At 49.3% G+C, this 16,490-nt stretch carries 13 protein-coding genes; 7 read left to right on the top strand and 6 right to left on the bottom strand.

Annotation, left to right across the window (positions count from 1 at the left end; translation table 11 throughout):
- Both ACTG33_RS11775 and ACTG33_RS11770 read left to right on the top strand, forming a co-directional pair.
- On the top strand, nt 1-2,002 hold a 2,002-nt coding region (locus tag ACTG33_RS11775; protein ID WP_439135414.1), incomplete at its 5' end, for a hypothetical protein.
- A 76-nt stretch (nt 2,003-2,078) separates the two neighbouring features.
- Nucleotides 2,079-2,753 carry a LuxR C-terminal-related transcriptional regulator gene (locus ACTG33_RS11770; protein ID WP_439135413.1) on the top strand — a complete coding sequence of 225 codons (675 nt, stop codon included), beginning with the start codon at nt 2,079-2,081 and terminating at the stop codon, nt 2,751-2,753.
- Nucleotides 2,754-2,805: 52 nt separating this feature from the next.
- On the opposite strand, the gene phrB is transcribed toward ACTG33_RS11770, so the two are convergent.
- The gene (gene phrB / locus ACTG33_RS11765; protein WP_439135412.1) at nt 2,806-4,227 is read right to left on the bottom strand and encodes a deoxyribodipyrimidine photo-lyase; all 1,422 of its coding nucleotides are present in this window, start codon (nt 4,225-4,227) and stop codon (nt 2,806-2,808) included.
- A 70-nt stretch (nt 4,228-4,297) separates the two neighbouring features.
- The gene (locus ACTG33_RS11760) at nt 4,298-5,335 is read right to left on the bottom strand and encodes a YbgA family protein (RefSeq protein WP_439135411.1); all 1,038 of its coding nucleotides are present in this window, start codon (nt 5,333-5,335) and stop codon (nt 4,298-4,300) included.
- 225 nt (nt 5,336-5,560) lie between these two features.
- On the opposite strand from ACTG33_RS11760, the gene ACTG33_RS11755 reads away from it, so the two are divergent.
- A complete protein-coding gene (locus ACTG33_RS11755; RefSeq protein WP_439135410.1) occupies nt 5,561-6,499 on the top strand; it encodes a MerR family transcriptional regulator in 939 nt (312 codons plus the stop codon).
- 60 nt (nt 6,500-6,559) lie between these two features.
- Complete coding sequence (locus ACTG33_RS11750) at nt 6,560-7,405, top strand: DUF1223 domain-containing protein (protein WP_439135409.1); 846 nt, start codon at nt 6,560-6,562, stop codon at nt 7,403-7,405.
- Here ACTG33_RS11750 and ACTG33_RS11745 read toward each other — a convergent pair whose 3' ends face one another.
- From ACTG33_RS11745 to ACTG33_RS11735, 3 genes are all read right to left on the bottom strand, one after another.
- Entirely contained in the window at nt 7,406-8,329 is a 924-nt protein-coding gene (locus ACTG33_RS11745) for a histone deacetylase family protein (protein WP_439135408.1), read from the bottom strand.
- Between the two features lie 6 nt (nt 8,330-8,335).
- Nucleotides 8,336-9,322, bottom strand: coding sequence for a D-hexose-6-phosphate mutarotase (locus tag ACTG33_RS11740; RefSeq protein ID WP_439135407.1), 987 nt, complete (start codon nt 9,320-9,322; stop codon nt 8,336-8,338).
- 80 nt (nt 9,323-9,402) lie between these two features.
- Nucleotides 9,403-9,942: a hypothetical protein gene (locus ACTG33_RS11735; RefSeq protein WP_439135406.1), complete on the bottom strand. Its 540-nt coding sequence runs from the start codon at nt 9,940-9,942 to the stop codon at nt 9,403-9,405.
- A gap of 241 nt (nt 9,943-10,183) precedes the next feature.
- Here ACTG33_RS11735 and ACTG33_RS11730 point away from each other — a divergent pair, with 241 nt between their 5' ends.
- Together ACTG33_RS11730 and ACTG33_RS11725 are read left to right on the top strand one after the other, a co-directional pair.
- Entirely contained in the window at nt 10,184-10,522 is a 339-nt protein-coding gene (locus ACTG33_RS11730) for a hypothetical protein (RefSeq protein WP_439135405.1), read from the top strand.
- Nucleotides 10,523-10,746: 224 nt separating this feature from the next.
- Nucleotides 10,747-12,543: an ABCB family ABC transporter ATP-binding protein/permease gene (locus ACTG33_RS11725; protein ID WP_439135404.1), complete on the top strand. Its 1,797-nt coding sequence runs from the start codon at nt 10,747-10,749 to the stop codon at nt 12,541-12,543.
- A 10-nt stretch (nt 12,544-12,553) separates the two neighbouring features.
- Here ACTG33_RS11725 and ACTG33_RS11720 read toward each other — a convergent pair whose 3' ends face one another.
- The gene (locus ACTG33_RS11720) at nt 12,554-15,220 is read right to left on the bottom strand and encodes a response regulator (RefSeq protein ID WP_439135403.1); all 2,667 of its coding nucleotides are present in this window, start codon (nt 15,218-15,220) and stop codon (nt 12,554-12,556) included.
- A 310-nt stretch (nt 15,221-15,530) separates the two neighbouring features.
- Here ACTG33_RS11720 and cysM point away from each other — a divergent pair, with 310 nt between their 5' ends.
- Nucleotides 15,531-16,418 carry a cysteine synthase CysM gene (cysM, locus tag ACTG33_RS11715; RefSeq protein WP_439135402.1) on the top strand — a complete coding sequence of 296 codons (888 nt, stop codon included), beginning with the start codon at nt 15,531-15,533 and terminating at the stop codon, nt 16,416-16,418.
- Nucleotides 16,419-16,490 lie beyond the last annotated feature (72 nt).

Raw genomic sequence — 16,490 nt, 5'->3', positions numbered from 1 at the left:
CAATGGCCTGATCTTCAATACTGTCGTTAAAGTGGATGGCGGAAGTAGTTCGGGTGATGTTGTAGAGTCCAGTAGTTCACGTGACTGGGGCCTGACAGGAGAGAGTAAAGAGCTTCAGGCCGCTGGAATTACTTTTTCTGATATTGAGACTGCTCAAGTTACTGCTGCAGTTGCTGGAGCATCAAAAATTATCGGTTCTTCTCTCGGTGATTTGTTCGATGCATCTGGGACTCAGAATCAGGCTGTCATCGCTAACGGTATCAACTTCTCCCAAATCTCTTCTGTAGAAGCTGGCTCTGGTTCTGATGCCATAGTAAGCAGCACCTCGGAAAATTGGACTCTGACTGGGGCCAGTAAGGGCGTAAGCGTCAATGGAATTCAGTTCTCCGATATTGAGACGGCTGGGGCTAAAGCAGGCACATCGCACAGTAGTCAGTTAACCGGTTCTGGTAGCGATGAGACCTACACGCTCAATGCCGATGGCACTACGACGGTTGCGGGCATAACGTTTGATCATGTTGGATCTTTTGATGCAGGTGGTGGTACAGATACGGTTGACAGTGGCACAGTGAATAGCTGGCAAGCTGTAGAGCAGGGTGGAAGCTTTGTTGATAACAGTATCCAGGCTGAAATTAACAGTGTTTGGGTGTTGTTCGCCAACGTCGAAGAAGTCCTAAATACCGGTACCTATACTGGTCCGTCGATGGGTGTTGATTACACGCTGACCGACGCAAATGCGTTATCACTCGGAGGGATAAACCTGAAGGGTGTGTCCACCATCCATGCCGGTGCCGGCGTTGACACTTTGCACGGTCTGAATCTTGATACCAACTGGACCTTGAATGGCCAGTCGGGAAGCACTCAACGCATTAGCTTCACCGGGATAGACTCCATTAAAGCGGGCTCAGCCAAAGATGTATTTACTTTCAACAGTGGGGTTGCTGGCGATGTTTTTACTGGCTCTGGTAACGATACCGTTAATTTGAACGGTGGTTCTGTTGCGAGTTTGTATTTGGGTGATGGCTCCGATCAGGTCTTCCTTAATAGCGCTTCTTCCTCCGCCAACATTTTGGATGGTGGATCAGGTACAGACTTACTGACATCCAGGATCGATGATTTAACCTGGAAAATCACCGGCAATGTTAATCAAACTAATTATGTGGGCGATTATGCATTCACTGGGTTTGAAAACCTGATGAACGGAACCAGCAGCTTGACGGTGAAATCTGCCGTCGCAGCTGTGTTCAACACCGACAGTATTGCATTTACCGGTACTGGCATGAACTTGGGGTATAAAGCTTCCGGAAGCGTTCAGTTCACCAGTAGCTATCTGGGTGGCACTGCGTTAAGTGGTTCAGCGACAGCGAACGAGTTGGATATCGTGAGTTTTGGCGATATTGACCTGGACACTGATATCAATACGTTGAATGTGGAAGCGGCAGGCGGGCGCTCTATAGAGGTTGCCATTCGGGAGGCGGATGATCTGATCATTGGGCAGGTTTACGCAGGCCCGGGAGGTACTATTTCAATGTTGTCTACCGGGTTTGGGGGATTAACAGCCGAGACTCGTGGTGTTACACATTTGACAGCTAACACGGTGAACCTGGGTAGTGAGTTGTACCGCTGGGCATCGATCGGTGAGCAGCTGAATCCTCTACGCATGGATGTTTCAGATAGCGTCAATATTGTCTCTCTTAGCTATGTAGAGCCAGAATTTGTGAATGGTGTACCGACGTTGACTGCGACAGGTGACAGGCTGCAATCCCTCTCGGGTGCCATTGCTTCTCAGGGCTTAAAGAGTGCCGTACAGAATAAAGTGGTGGAGTTTGCGAAAGTCGATCCCGCTATTTTCAGTGAGGTGAGCTCCTACAGCTTAGGAACTGATTCAATGAATTCGCCGGAATTCAAACTGGTCGGCGGTGAATTGGTGGCAGCCGGTGCCATTGCCAGTGCATCAGGTGATGCGGAGAATGAACATAGTACATTAGCGGAAGACGAGTAACGGGGAGTGCAGGGAAGCCCTGCTTGATTTAATCGCGGAGTTTGGTCAGATTCCGCTGAAAACAGGTAAATGGATTATGAATACTCACGCAATATTAACGCCAGCAGAATTGGTCAAGGATGAGTTTGTGGATGTCACACTGCTTGGCTATAAGGATATGCAGACAAATTTTTTGTCTACGTTGATTAATAATGAACTCAAAATGCGCTGTGAAATTCAGTCTTATAGCGATACTGAAAGTTATCAACAAATCATCTTGGGTGAGCTGACGCTGGTGGATTGTAAATATGTTCCACTGGAAGAGATTGAGGTCTTTTTTGAAGAAAAATGCAGCGATCAAAGCCGCGTTGCGTTGATTAATGTGCAGGCCAATGAGAGTTATGAAAAGCTGGCGCAGTGGCCGCAAGTGAAAGGCATGTTCTATGAAACCGTAGAGAAAGATGTATTGATATCTGGTCTAAAGGTTTTGCTCAATGGTGGTGACTGGTTGCCTCGTCATGTGATGCAACAGTTGATTGATGAATACCGCAGTGCACCCAAGCGCCCCAGAAATAACGTCAAGCTGACCCGCCGTGAGCAGCAAATTCTAAAGATGTTGTTGGATGGCTCCACAAATCTTCAAATTGCGGAAGTTTTGGATGTTAGCGAGTACACCATTAAGAGCCATCTCTATAATGTGTTCAAAAAGATAGATGTGAAAAACCGTATCCAGGCCTATAACTGGGCTCAACTTCACCTGAGTGATAGTTGAGTTCTAGTGATAGTTGAGCTCTAGTACTAGTAAAGGTTAGGGCAAGGAAATCTTAATGCCTGATACCTTTCTGGGGCGTCATGACTTTAAGGTTCTCAAAGCGTGTTAATACTCGTTCTCGAGCCTCTTTATAGTCAATAATTGGATGAGGGTACCCCAAGTTGTCCCTAATCTTCGCAGGAGGATTATGGATTGCGTTGGCGTCCAGTGTGTCCAGTTCAGGAACAAACTTGCGGATAAATGCTCCGTCCGGATCAAACTTCTCCGATTGGCGTATCGGACTGAATACTCTGAACCAGGGAGATGCGTCACAACCGGTCGATGCGCTCCACTGCCAGCCGCCATTGTTAGAGGCGAAGTCGCCGTCGATCAGCTGTTCCATGAAATAGCTTTCTCCCAGATGCCAGTCTTCCAGTAAGAGCTTGGTGAAGAAACTCGCTGTTAACATTCTTAATCGATTGTGCATCCATCCCGTTTGATGAAGCTGGCGCATGGCCGCGTCAATGATGGGGAATCCAGTTTGGCCTTGTTGCCAGGCTTGGACATTTTCTGAATTTGATTCCCACAGTAGAAAGCGAGTCTCCGATTTAAAGGGTTGATCACGACTTAATGCAGGAAAATTCAGCATTAGATAGCGATAAAACTCCCTCCAGGCCAATTCTCTTAACCATGGATCTTCCCTCCAGTCGTTACTGTGATCGGCATAGGTTTGCTGGATCAGCCATAAACAGTATCGCGGACTGACGACACCACTGGCCAGATACGGTGACAGAGTACTGGTGCCATTGATTCCTGGAAGGTCTCTTTTTTCCGCATAGGTATGTAAGCGTTCGTGGCAGAACTTCTGCAGACACTCCAGAGCAGCGGCTTCGGTCCCCGGCCATAAATCGTTTCGATGTGCGGTGCTATTCGATAGTTCGACAGGGTCGGAGTGGACAGTAATTGGAGCAGCCTGTGTTTCAGGCTCCGGTAACAGCGTTGCTGGTAATTGTGAAACTTGAGTCATCCAGGAGCGATACCAGGGAGTAAACACTTTATAAATTCCTCCTTGTTGAGTGCGCAACTGCTCTGGAGGAACGATAAACTCGTTATCACACGGGTGGCATTTGATACTATTTTCTTGAAGTAGTGTCGCAACCTGCTGATCGCGAACCTGTTCATCATGGGGTATTTCGCGATTAAACCAGAGGCCGGATACTTTATGCTTTTTGCAATATTTGAGCAGAACTTCTGGCAATTGTTCAAACCGTTCAGCTTGTATCACTTCAAAAGGGATGCCCAGTTCGTGTAAACGATGCTGAATGTCGGTTAGCAGCTGACTGCGAAACCCCAGCTTAACTGGGGCTTCATGGTGCTCCTGCCATTGCTCAGGAGTTTCACAAAAGACCACCCGGCTTTTCCCGTTTTGACAGGCGAAATACAGCGCGGGGTTATCATAAAGTCTTAAGTCAGTACGCAACCAGATCAGATTCATTCGAGAGCCTGTCACCTTTTGTCAGATATTTAAGGAGTGAAATTAATAATGGGCATCATATTTCGGGTCGTTAAATATGATTTCTTAACCCGAGATCATCAGGGTAGGGGTGCCAGTAATACTGCGATTGCAGGTATCCATCCGGATAGCGTTGACTCTGCGATCCATCAATAGAGCTGTCACCATTAGGAGTTTCTTGCTGTTCTATATAGTGCAGGAGGAGGGTGACGGGGGTGATCAATGGCAGTTTTCCCTCGCGGTATCGAAGAATGGTTGAAACAATATCTTGTCGTGCAGAGCCATTGACTGACTTTTTCAAATACCCCAACAAGTGCTGTAAGACATTGCAGTGACCGGAACGACGGGCAGGGACACTAAGAGCATTCATTAATTGTTCAAAGTAAAGACGTATGACGCTCTGCACAGGTTTCTTGTCCGCATTGGCCACAAGCCGTCCTAGCTGACGGTAACTCTGTTGATTGTGTGCCATAACCAGATATTTATAGAGGCTGTGAAACCGCACTAGCGAACTCATCTCGGGTTGATCTAGAACCGTGACCCGAAAGCGGTGGTGGGCGTAGACCCGTAAGATAAAGTTCTCGAGTAAGTGAGGATCGTGTAACCGTCCTTCTTCTTCTAATGGCAACAGAGGGTATTTTTGTTGAAGTGCACGGGCAAAGATACCCTGTCCTTTTTCTTTGTGAGGATAGCCGTTATCCTGATACACCTTCACCCTTTCCAGTCCACAGGATGGGGAGTTTTTCATCAAGATATACCCATCCAGCTCGCTAAATTGCTCCAGCTTGTTCTTAAAGCCGTCAATCAGTTGATTGTTCAAAGGCGTGCTGTCGCCACCATCGCTGTGTATAAGATCCGGATGTTGTGGGTCGCCAACAAGGCGCATGGTGGGGCGAGGGGTACCAAAGCCAGCGCTAACTTCCGGACAGAAGGTCTCAAATTTAAAGTACGGACTCAGGCTGTTCAGACAAAGCCTGGACTGGCTGTGGCCTCCATTATAGCGAACAGGCTGACCTGCGAGACAGGCGCTCAATCCAACAGTAATGTCCGGTGTTTTCATTGTGTGGTCTGGCTGTATTGTCTTCGACATGGTCAAACTCCGCTGTGTGGGTGTACAATACATATTGTTGTACAATTTTAATTCCTGTGCAAATATTATTTTTGTATAAGAAATCGGGGCGGTAATGGTTATGTATAGACTGTGTACGGTGTTGCCGCTGAAGAAGATTACTGTGGAAATCTGGGCTCATCCGTAAATAGGCTTAATACCAGTCTTAATAAACGCCAGTCGAAACAAAAAGCTAAGGTTAAGAGTGTGGAAAAGACCCCTGCCAACGATGTAGAAACCTTCCCGATCCGGGTTCTGAGTGAGAAAACACAAGTTAATACGGTGACACTTAGGGCTTGGGAGCGTCGGTATGGCCTGCTAAAGCCCATGAGGACGGACAAAGGGCATCGTTGCTATACCAATGACGATGTCACGAGAGTGCGTGAAATCCTGACCTGGATTCACCGGGGGGTGTCTGTTGGTAAAGTGAAAGGGTTGCTCGATGCTGAGCTGCGTGAGGAGAACCCGATAGAGGCGGGCGTAGCGACGGATCTGCAAACCCCGGAGGTTGAGCCTCACTGGAATAAGCTGGTTGACTCATTGACCGAAGCGGTTGAGCAGTTGAATACGGGGCGGGTCCAGCATCTCCTGCAAGACGTTTTTGTTCAATATCCCGTGGAATTGTGCGTAAACCACTGGCTGTCTGCAGTGATGGAAAAATTGCAGGAGCGCAGGGGAGGCTCTGCTTTAGCAGCTTCAGGGGCGGCAAGGGCACTCTTGCAAAGTGAATTAATACGTTATGCGCTGATGCGACTGGAAGGGCATAAGTCCGACAATGGCAAGCTCGCATTATTGATTTTTGGCGAGCACAGCGAGGGCTGGCGATTGGCAATGACGGGTTTACAGCTGGCAGATTCGGGCTTTGGTGTTTGTTTTATTAACCAGCCGTGCTCAATCGTAGCGGCGTTGTCTCTGGTGACTTCGTCAGAGGCTGATATCGCTATTGTGTTGCAAGATGGTCGTTTTAGTCAGGTGGATGAGGAAATTCTCTCGGCGTCCTTTGGTGACAAAAATCTCTATTTATGCGGATCTGCAGGTGTTTTGTCCTCTTTTAGTGCGACTGGTCGAGTTTTTAAGTCTACACAAGAGTTGCTGAAAGCCGCGAAATTTAATGGCGAAAGCCTTCGAGATCCAGCTGAAGATTGAACTTAATACCGCATTTCAGACCTAAATAGCCACCTAGTCTTCAATGTCTTTTAGGTGTATATGAAAAGCAATATCTCTTCGGAAAAGCGTTTGTTGAAAGTTGCTTGGGGCGCGTACATCTTATTTGGAGCGCTCTTGAGTGTCTCTTGTATTGCTTTCGCCAAGGGTGGGGAAGATTTATCAAAGAGCGGTGATCAGACACCGCAGGTACCTGCGGATGCTTTTATCTTTGATAGTGGTACGCAGCAGGTCACCCTGCTGGAGCTATTCAGTTCTCAGGGGTGCAGCAGTTGCCCTCCGGCAGAGCAGTGGATGTCGCTATTGAAAACCGATCAGCGGCTTTGGAAAACGTTTATTCCTTTGGTGTTCCATGTGGACTACTGGGATTACCTGGGATGGAAAGACCCTTACGCTAGCATTAAACACTCGCAACGTCAGCGTATGTATCAATTGCATGGCCATTGCAAAGCGGTCTATACACCGGGTTTTATCCTGGGGGGCGAGGAATGGACTGACTGGTTCCACACCCGCATGTTACCGGAATTACCCTCAAAAGCAGCCGGCCAGCTGAAAGTGGAAGTCAATGACAGCAAGGTTCAGGCACGATTTGTTCAATCGCAGGACAATCGCGGGCTGCATCTCAACGTAGCGTTGTTGGGGTTTAATATCGTGACTGAAGTAAAGAAGGGCGAGAATAAAGGTAAGACATTGCCCCAGGACTTTGTTGTCTTAAGCTATCGGTCTTTTGCTTCTGATCAGGGAATCTGGAAGGTGTCGATGCCACAATCTGAGTTTCAGGGTAAAACCGCTGCGGTGTTTTGGGTCAATCGAGGCAGTGATCCAGCCCCTCTTCAGGCTGCGGGGGGATGGTATCAGACTGCTGTAACTCCCGTTTCAGGCGACTAGTTACGCTCCGTAAATCGCAAAAGCTTCTTCTACTACCATGCTGTGGCGCATGGCTAGAGCCTCCCGATCATCGTCGTAGCCGCCGCCAATCACCGTTGCGACCGGTAAGCCTTTTTCCTGACATATTTCCAAAATTGTCCGCTCTCTGAGTCGAATGCCATTCAGGCTCACATTCAGTAACCCTAAAGGGTCGTTTGCGTAGATGTCGACGCCGGCATCGTAAAAGACCAGTGCCGGTTTTGATTTGTCGATGGCAGCAAGGAAGGCCTTTCGTACAATCTCCAGATAGTCATCGTCGCTCGTGCCTCTGGCAACTTCGACATCCATATCGCTGCTGGCTTTCCTTGCAGGGAAATTTTTATCGCAGTGAACCGAGCAGGTGAAAACCCGGGATTCATGTTCCAGAATTCTCGCGGTACCGTCACCCTGATGCACATCGCAGTCAAAAATCAGTATGGACGGACGGCTTAGGTGGGTGTGGCGCTGAGAGTGCAGGATGCCAAGTGAGGCGATAGCCAGATCATTGAGGATGCAAAAGCCGGACGCTTCATCGTGGTGGGCATGGTGAGTGCCTCCTGCAAGATGACAGGCAATGCCGTGTTGCAAGGCCAAGCTGGCGGTGAGAAACGTTCCATTCGGCGCAATCAATGTTCGCCGCATCAAAGCCGGTGACCAGGGCAGGCCCATGCGGCGAATTTCCTGTGGGCTTTGTTTGTTGTGAATAAAACGTTCCAGATATTCCGGACAATGCGCAAGCTCCAGTAGAGATTGTCTGGCCCTGCCCGGGCGCAATGTGTTCTTGTCGGTGGCGAGTCCACTGGCTTGCAGCCGTTCATGCAAGAGCCGAAATTTCTCCATAGGGAAGCGGTGCTTGTGCGGAAACTCAAAGCTGTATTCAGGGTGATACACCAGATGAAGAGTCATGGTTTGTTATATCTTGGAATCGTTATCGATACAGAGACTGGCGGTGTGAGTTTCTCCCGGGCTCAGTTGTAGGGTGTTGTCGGCTGTATTGCCGCGCTCCAGGCAAACGAATTCACGATAATAATCAGCGCCGACGTCTGCCATGTTGGCTGCCAGGAGTTCTCCCGGGTTCCAAACAATTGCGCTATGGCAATTGTCTGCATTGATGGTAAGACAGCGTTGTGAGCTGATTAACTGTTGTTTCTTCGGTGCCGAGACATAAACCCGATCGACTTCTCCGGCAAACTGGACGTTGCCAGATTGGGTTTTTCGACGTTTTCGCATGGGGTAGCTTTCGCTATCTTGCAGGTCAGTATTGTCCAAAAACTCGATCTGGTCGAGACCGGTGACGTGGGCAGTCTTGACGTCTGCAACCGGATGGTAGCTGTGTAAGGCCCAACTCAAAGGAAAGCTGTCTGCACCGGTATTGGTGACGTTTAACGTAAGTTCGATATGGCTGCCCAGTGTCATGGTCAGGGACGCTCGGAAACAGCCTTCAAAGAGTGCTCCGCCTGAGTGAGTAAGCTCCCAGGTAAGTTTTGTCGTGCCGGTGTCAGTTGCCTGAGCTTGTACCAATGTCCATAAACGGTTTCTGGCAAAGCCGTGCTGAGGCTTGTCCGGATCGGAACTGTGAGGGCCAAACCATGGCAGACAAAGAGGGATTCCTCCTCGAATGGCTTTTCCGGTCTTGAAAATTGCTTTTGGGCTGAGCCATACAAGGTCTGAGTCGGAATGCGTCTGATGCGTTAGTAACTGAGCACCCTGAAAGGCTACGCTGGCGGAACAAAACGCATTTTTCACGAGTAGTATTGGGAGTGCGTCTTCATTTTGGCAGGTTGGGAAAACAGTCTGGCTATCGCTCAATTGAAGGTGAGGGCACTCGGAAAGGAGTTGCGCGAGTTCAGGGGTGAGGATGTCTGAAGAATCAGTTTGGGTATGGGTATCGAGCGACATAGTCTTTCCTTGCTTAAGGTCAGACTATGGTAATGGCTCCGCTTCTGTAATTGAAGGCTGGGATTGGACTGGGTGGCTATTTAATCGCGGTTAAATACATCCGGTTCGACATCGGGTCTTGGTTCGGTGTAGTTCAGCTTTAGCATGAAATCTTCCTGTTTTCCCAGATAGATGACGATGCCACTGCGTCCTTCCTCGATATCGTTAACGACTTCAAACTTTTGTTTTTGCAGTAGTGTTGAGTCTTTTTTCTCTTTCTTATCGGGGCGGCCAAGCACAATGACCTCTTCAAGGTCAGAGTTTGATCCATCGGGGAGTGAAACGTGAATCTTGACGGTTTCGCCGTCTTCCATTTCCTCAATGGATTCGATACGGGCACCAGTTTTGCTTTCCTGATGACCTACCGTGGGCTGCAGGAGATCCGTTTCCAGTGCTGGCTTTGGTTTTACCACGGTTGTACTGATTTCTGATTCTTCACTTTGAGCGCTAGCCGGGTTCAGCGATGTCATCAGGCAGAGCAGCAGGAGAGTTTGCAGCCACTTAGACGAAGTGAAGACCTGCCGACGAGTGGGGAAGAGCCTGTGTGCACATGCAGGGTAAAGGGTTTTAGATGACATCATATCAGCGAGAGCCTTTTATGGGATGGTATTTGAACAATAGTACATCTGCCTTCCAAACGGCAAATTGACACCATAAGTGCTGGCGCTAAGTATCTTCTTTATTAGAGGTAATCGTTCTAATCTGATGCTGCCTGTTTTGCGTACACTTCTTGTAGCGGCTTCGGTCATCCGGTTAACGAAGTCAGGCTTCGACCAGAGCATAGTGTCAATATTACCGGAATATGATTTAGCAGGAGTGAATATGTTAAGTATGACCTTTCGTTTCACGACAGAATGTGAATTGACTCTTGAGGGGAGCAGCTACGAAGAAATCTACCTGCAATTTAAGGATTTTCAGCACGGTGCCCCGGCCGTTCAGCAGCAGGGTGCTTTAAAGGTGTATCCTCCCGAATCTGACCAAATGTTTTTCCAGTTGGATGATGATACCAGATTGCAGGAGATACCTTACTTTAAAGGCAGTTTTGACGCTGATATTGCTCAGCGCTGTCACGGAAGAAGTTTGCAGCCAGAGCCAGCGCACGTGAAGCTGATTATGCTGCCCAAGCAGGTAACAGACCGTATCCCGGATGTTTACTGGTAAGCGTGTTCCATTTTTAGTCTTCTTACTTATCTTTTTTGAGCCTGAAGCCGACCGTTTTCCAGACTCGGCTTAGGTTTCTCCTCTTCAGTCCACTGCGTCAGGCTTTCTCTTTCAAAATTACCCTATCGGATGTTCTATTTTAAAGACCGTGGCGCGGCGTGTTATTCTGCCGCGTTGATAGTCATTAGTATTGATTTTTAGCCTTTGGAAATGGCCCCACCCCTATGCGCAGTATGAGAACCGATGTCGCCATTGGCGATGTAAGCTGGACTACCCTTAAATCCCTGATTCCTTTTTTGACCGAATTTAAGCAGCGAATGGCCGCCGCATTGCTGTGCCTGGTGTTAGCTAAAGTTGCCAGTGTCGGCTTGCCATTCATCCTGAAGCATATTGTGGATGATCTGGATCAGCTTTCGGATATCGCGAGCCTGGTCGCCATTCCTCTCGGGTTGTTACTGGCTTATGGCGTGGTGCGTTTTTCCAATGTGTTATTTGGTGAGTTAAGAGATACCTTGTTTGGTCGTGTGACCGAAAGAGCGATGCGTCGTATTGGGCTTAAGGTATTTAAGCATCTTCACTCTCTGGATCTGGATTTTCACCTCAATCGTCGAACCGGTGGTTTGTCGCGGGATATTGAGCGTGGCACCAACGGTATTGCGTTTCTCCTGCGTTTTATGGTGTTTAATATTGTGCCGACGTTGCTGGAAATTGGCATGGTCATAGGCCTGCTGCTGTGGAATTATCAGGTTTGGTTTGCCGTGATCGTGGGCGTTGCTGTCATATGTTATGTGGCTTATTCCATCGTGGCGACGGAGTGGCGAACACGCTATGTTCGGGAGGCTAATCAGGCCGAATCCCAAAGTAGCACACGAGCCATTGATAGTTTGTTGAACTACGAAACGGTTAAGTACTTTACCAATGAAGAGTACGAAGCCAGGCACTACGATACGGAACTTGAGGGTTGGGAGCAGGCTAGACGCAAAAATCGTCTGTCGCTGTTCGCCCTGAATGGCGGTCAGGCATTTGTGATCGCCGCAGCTATGACCTCAGCGATGGTGTTGGCGGCCAGAGATGTTGCTCAGGGCGTGATGACCCTGGGGGATTTTGTCCTTATCAATGCGTTTATGATGCAGATCTTTATGCCGTTGAACTTCCTGGGGTTTGTGTACCGGGAAATGAAGGGATCCATGGCGAATATTGAAAATATGTTTCGCTTGATGAAGGTTGATCCCAAAATCAATGATCAACAGGACGCGTCTGCGTTGAATGTAGGAGGAGGCGAGATAGAGTTCGACGATGTGTCGTTTCATTATCACCGTGAGCGCCCGATCTTGAAAGGCGTAAACTTCAGGATTCCGGCCAAGAGTAAAGTTGCCGTCGTTGGCAGCAGTGGTGCTGGGAAATCAACGCTGGCAAAGATGCTGTTTCGTTTTTACGATGTCGAGGGTGGCCGGGTCTTAATCGATGGGCAGGATATTCGCTCGGTGACGCAAAAGTCTCTTCGTCAGTCGATTGGCGTTGTTCCCCAAGACACGGTGTTGTTTAACACCTCGATTTTTGAAAATGTACGTTATGGAAACGTTGACGCAAGTGATGAGGATGTGTGGGAAGCTATCCGAATGGCCCATCTCGAAGCATTTGTAAAGCAGCTACCCAAGGGGGCTGATACGGTGGTGGGGGAGCGAGGTTTGAAACTGTCAGGAGGAGAGAAGCAGCGGGTTGCCATTGCGAGAACCCTGTTAAAAAGGCCTCCTATCATGGTGTTTGATGAAGCTACTTCATCGCTGGATAGCCGATCTGAAAGAATTATCCTGCAGGCCATTGCTGAAATTGCGAGTCAGCAGACCAGCCTCGTGATCGCCCATCGTCTGTCTACGGTTGTGGATGCAGACAATATCGTTGTGCTGGATCACGGACGAGTGGTAGAGCAAGGCCGTCATGAAGAGCTGTTACGCCACAACGGCCATTATGCAAGGTTGTGGAGGATTCAGCAGGAAGAGCCCGCTGAAGACCTAGAGTGATCTCGCGTATTTATTCAGCGGTTTCAATATCGAAAATGATATCCAGGTCATGCTCATCGACCCATTCACGCAGGCGTTGAATCGCTTTAAGTACGCGGTTTAACTCTGCATCGAGATGTGTGTGTTCGCCTTTAATCAACAGGTTGTCCAGTGTGGCGGTGGCCTTTCTGAGTTCTGGCACACCACAATAACAACACCCGCCGTACAGGCGATGGACTCTCTCCTGTAGCTCGCCCCAGTTTTTTTGTTGATACAGCTGTGAGATCAGCTCACTGTCCTCGGCTAAACCCTCTGACAATTTACCCAGCATGTCCCGCGCCAAATCATTCTTACCATTGCAGAGGTGTAAAGCTTCCTGCAAGTTCATTATGGCACTTTGGGGTACGTGAGCTTTGGATATTAAATTGGCAATGCTCTCATTGGCGTCTGGAGACGCACCAGGGGAAATATGCAGCCACTGTTTGAGGCTGTGAATGAGTTGCTCTTCGCTGACAGGCTTGCTGATGCAATCGTCCATTCCCGCTTCAAGAATCTTGGTTTTCTGCTCATTGATGTTGTGTGCGGTAAGAGCAATGATGGGCACGTGCTGACTCGAATGCTCGCTGTTGCGGATACGACGGGTTGTCTCGATACCATCCATCTCAGGCATTTGGACATCCATAAAAACCAGATTGATTGAATGGTTGTCCATTACTGTTATGGCTTCAGCCCCGCTGGTAGCCTCGTGCACGGCCACTCCAAGGCTGCTTAAAAAGGTGCTGACGAGTTGCAGGTTTGCAGAGTTATCGTCTACAACCAGTACCGAGGCAGCAGTGTGACGGGCGGGTTTGGAGGGCAGGGCTGTCGTGGGACGCAAAGTGTCGCACAATACTTGATAAAGGTGCTCGTATGACAGCGGCAGGAACAGCAGATCCGCGCCGGTATTGTGGAGTGTTTCATCGTAGGCCATGGGGCTGTCAGGCAAGACGGCAACAATCACTGGTGGAACGGCATCATTTTTATTTAGAAGGTTTAAATCCTCTGACGAAACGGCCCCTTCACGGGTCATAACAAAGACAAAGTCGATGGCAGGGGTATTTTGAGTGTCGTCAGCTTTCTGCGCGCAGTAATAAGAGCGTAAGTCTTCCGGACCATTAAAGTTCTGACTTTCGACGCCCCATAGTGAGAAGTATTCTTCCAGCTGTTGTTTGATCTGCGGGTTTTCAACGTGAACGAGAGCACGTTTCCCTTGAAGCTTTGTCTGGCGGGACTCAATCAGTGTTTGCTGTTTGGACAGGGGCAGGGTGAACCAGACCGTAGTGCCTGCGTCAGGTTTGCTGTCTATATGGATTGCACCGCCCATTTTTTCCACCAATCCCTTGGCGATCGCGAGCCCAAGTCCTGTGCCTCCTTTAAGCCGACTGTCGGAAGCATCTGCCTGTTTGAAAGGCTCAAAGAGCTGATCGCGCTGCTTGGGATCAATGCCAATACCAGAATCCTGGACGCTGATTTTAATGTATGCGGATCGATCCGAGTTTTCGATCAGGTTGGAGCGAACAACAATGTCACCGCTGTCGGAAAACTTGATTGAATTACTCACCAGATTGATCAGGATTTGTTTCAGTCGCAGGGCATCGCCGAGCAACTGTTGCGGAACGTCAGGGGCACTGGTGGCAATCAAGTAGAGTTGCTTCTCACTGGCGCCGGGTGCCAGAATTTGCAAGGTTTCTTCAATGACTTGCCGTAAGGTAAAGGGCGTGTGATCCAGCGACAGTTCATCCTCTTCCAGGCGGGAAAAGTCGAGAATATCGTTAATAATTGTCAGAAGCCCATGGGAAGAGTGAGCGATGGTGCGTAAATACTCGCGCTGCTGGGTGGTCAGCGGACTTTTTAGCAGCAGGTTGGTGAAGCCCAGAATACCGTTAATTGGGGTGCGTATCTCATGGGTGGTATTGGCCAGAAACTCGGATTTTGCCCGGTTGGCCGCCACAGCATTCTTTCGGGCGATATCCAGTTCAATGCTCTGAATCTCAACCGTTTCCAGCGTTTCCTGCAAGTCAGAGGTCGCCTGATCCACCTGTTGGCGAATATTGTTTTGTGATTGCTGCAGGCCTTTCCCCAGTTCATTGAGTCCGTGAGCCAGGTTTTGCAATTCAATGCTGCCGGAAACCGCTGTCCGGCTTTCGAACTTGTGACGATTAAAATCTTGCAGAGTGCGTTGAGCATTGTGCAGCGGTACTTCAATGGAGCGAGTGAGTCGCCAGGCGAGAATCATTAATACAATGGAGGTAATCAGGATACTAAACAGGATAATGGCGGCATTTTGATAGTGACGGATGTTCAGCGCGTGCTTGTTAACGGCAAGAACCACCCAGCCCAATTGCACTATGTTGTTCAAATCCTGACGATTGAAGACAGGCACGCTGTAATAGTTGTTGTCATCCTGTTGCCAGTGGTGCGGAGTGTCTGTGAGTTGTGGGACTATGCTTGCGTCGGCCCGCTGGCCCTGTTTAATACTTATTTGTCCCTGAGGGTCGTATAGATAGACTCCTCGCACATTTGGCAATTCCATCAGGTCGCCAAAGGTCTCAGTAATGTGTTTGGTGTTGTTCGTAGCGACTGAGTGCTGAGTCAGGCTTTCGAGCCAGCGGATCGCTAGCTCGCTGCGATGGTGTTCGATGCTTTCGCCTTCATGCATCTGGAATAACGTGAACCCTATCCCTGTGAGGGAAATGCAGATCAGAACCGGCAGAACGCTTAGCTGTTGGATCTTAAATGCTAAACTCTTGGGTGAAATGGGCAAATGCACCTGTAAACTCCTGTAGGGTGATTTTCTGCCGTCAAGCGGCCACCGTGTACATTATTACTGTTTTTTGTTCAGAAGTTTCGAGATCCCTTGCGAGGCTTCTGATTGCCAACCAATTGCAGGTTCCACCATACCATATTCGGCGCTAAAATAGACCGCTGCGTCATTCAGTCACCTGCCATTATACGGCTTGAAGGATATTATGGATTACCCCACAGTTGAATCTTGCATCGGACAAACCCCTCTCGTACGCCTGCAGCGCTTGCCTGGCGAAACCACCAATACAATTTTAGTCAAACTTGAGGGGAACAATCCTGCGGGCTCGGTTAAAGATCGGCCAGCGCTTTCCATGATCGAACGGGCTGAAAGCCGTGGGGATATCCTTCCCGGTGATACCTTGATCGAGGCCACCAGCGGTAATACGGGCATCGCACTGGCCATGGTTGCTGCGATCAAGGGGTATCGGATGGTGCTGATCATGCCCGATAACATGACCTCTGAGCGTAAAGCCGCCATGACGGCTTATGGCGCTGAGCTGATTCTGGTGACTCAGAAGCAGGGGATGGAAGGCGCCCGGGATCTGGCCAAAACCATGGAAGCGGAAGGCAAGGGCAAGGTGCTGGATCAGTTTGGTAATGGTGATAACCCGTTGGCTCACTATTACTCCACGGGACCTGAAATTTGGCAGCAGACAGGCGGAGAGATCACCCACTTTGTCAGCTCGATGGGGACCACAGGGACTATTATGGGGACCTCTCAGTATCTGAAAGAGCAAAATGCCGAGATCGAAATCATTGGTTTGCAGCCTGAAGACGGAGCCAGCATTCCGGGGATTCGTCGCTGGCCCAAAGAGTATCTGCCGAGTATTTTCGACGAAACCCGTGTCGATCGGGTGATTAATATGGGGCAAGCAGAGGCAGAGGACACCATGAGAGCTCTGGCTGAACGCGAGGGTATTTTTTGTGGGGTTTCCAGTGGTGGCTCTGTGGCAGGTGCCCTGAGATTGAGTCGTGAAGTCGAGAATGCAGTCATCGTGGCGATTATCTGTGACCGGGGTGATCGTTATCTGTCCTCCGGCTTGTACAGCTGATTATGGCTCGTCTGTTTAAGCCGCGTATTTTCAAAGCTCAGGCGGGCAAGCGTCCGTCCAGTGAGTCCACTC

Origin of the sequence: Pseudomaricurvus sp., assembly GCF_965662505.1 — a bacterium.
Taxonomy (GTDB): domain Bacteria; phylum Pseudomonadota; class Gammaproteobacteria; order Pseudomonadales; family Cellvibrionaceae; genus Pseudomaricurvus.
This window is presented reverse-complemented; position numbering and strand designations above follow the sequence as displayed.

Excerpts from the sequence above, each read along its gene's own strand:
- ACTG33_RS11770 (WP_439135413.1), top strand. The coding sequence starts at position 2,079 with ATGAATACTCACGCAATATTAACGCCAGCAGAATTGGTCAAGGATGAG.
- phrB (WP_439135412.1), bottom strand. The coding sequence starts at position 4,227 with ATGAATCTGATCTGGTTGCGTACTGACTTAAGACTTTATGATAACCCC.
- ACTG33_RS11760 (WP_439135411.1), bottom strand. The coding sequence starts at position 5,335 with ATGTCGAAGACAATACAGCCAGACCACACAATGAAAACACCGGACATT.
- ACTG33_RS11750 (WP_439135409.1), top strand. The coding sequence starts at position 6,560 with ATGAAAAGCAATATCTCTTCGGAAAAGCGTTTGTTGAAAGTTGCTTGG.
- ACTG33_RS11745 (WP_439135408.1), bottom strand. The coding sequence starts at position 8,329 with ATGACTCTTCATCTGGTGTATCACCCTGAATACAGCTTTGAGTTTCCG.
- ACTG33_RS11740 (WP_439135407.1), bottom strand. The coding sequence starts at position 9,322 with ATGTCGCTCGATACCCATACCCAAACTGATTCTTCAGACATCCTCACC.
- ACTG33_RS11735 (WP_439135406.1), bottom strand. The coding sequence starts at position 9,942 with ATGATGTCATCTAAAACCCTTTACCCTGCATGTGCACACAGGCTCTTC.
- ACTG33_RS11730 (WP_439135405.1), top strand. The coding sequence starts at position 10,184 with ATGTTAAGTATGACCTTTCGTTTCACGACAGAATGTGAATTGACTCTT.
- ACTG33_RS11725 (WP_439135404.1), top strand. The coding sequence starts at position 10,747 with ATGCGCAGTATGAGAACCGATGTCGCCATTGGCGATGTAAGCTGGACT.
- ACTG33_RS11720 (WP_439135403.1), bottom strand. The coding sequence starts at position 15,220 with ATGCATGAAGGCGAAAGCATCGAACACCATCGCAGCGAGCTAGCGATC.
- cysM (WP_439135402.1), top strand. The coding sequence starts at position 15,531 with ATGGATTACCCCACAGTTGAATCTTGCATCGGACAAACCCCTCTCGTA.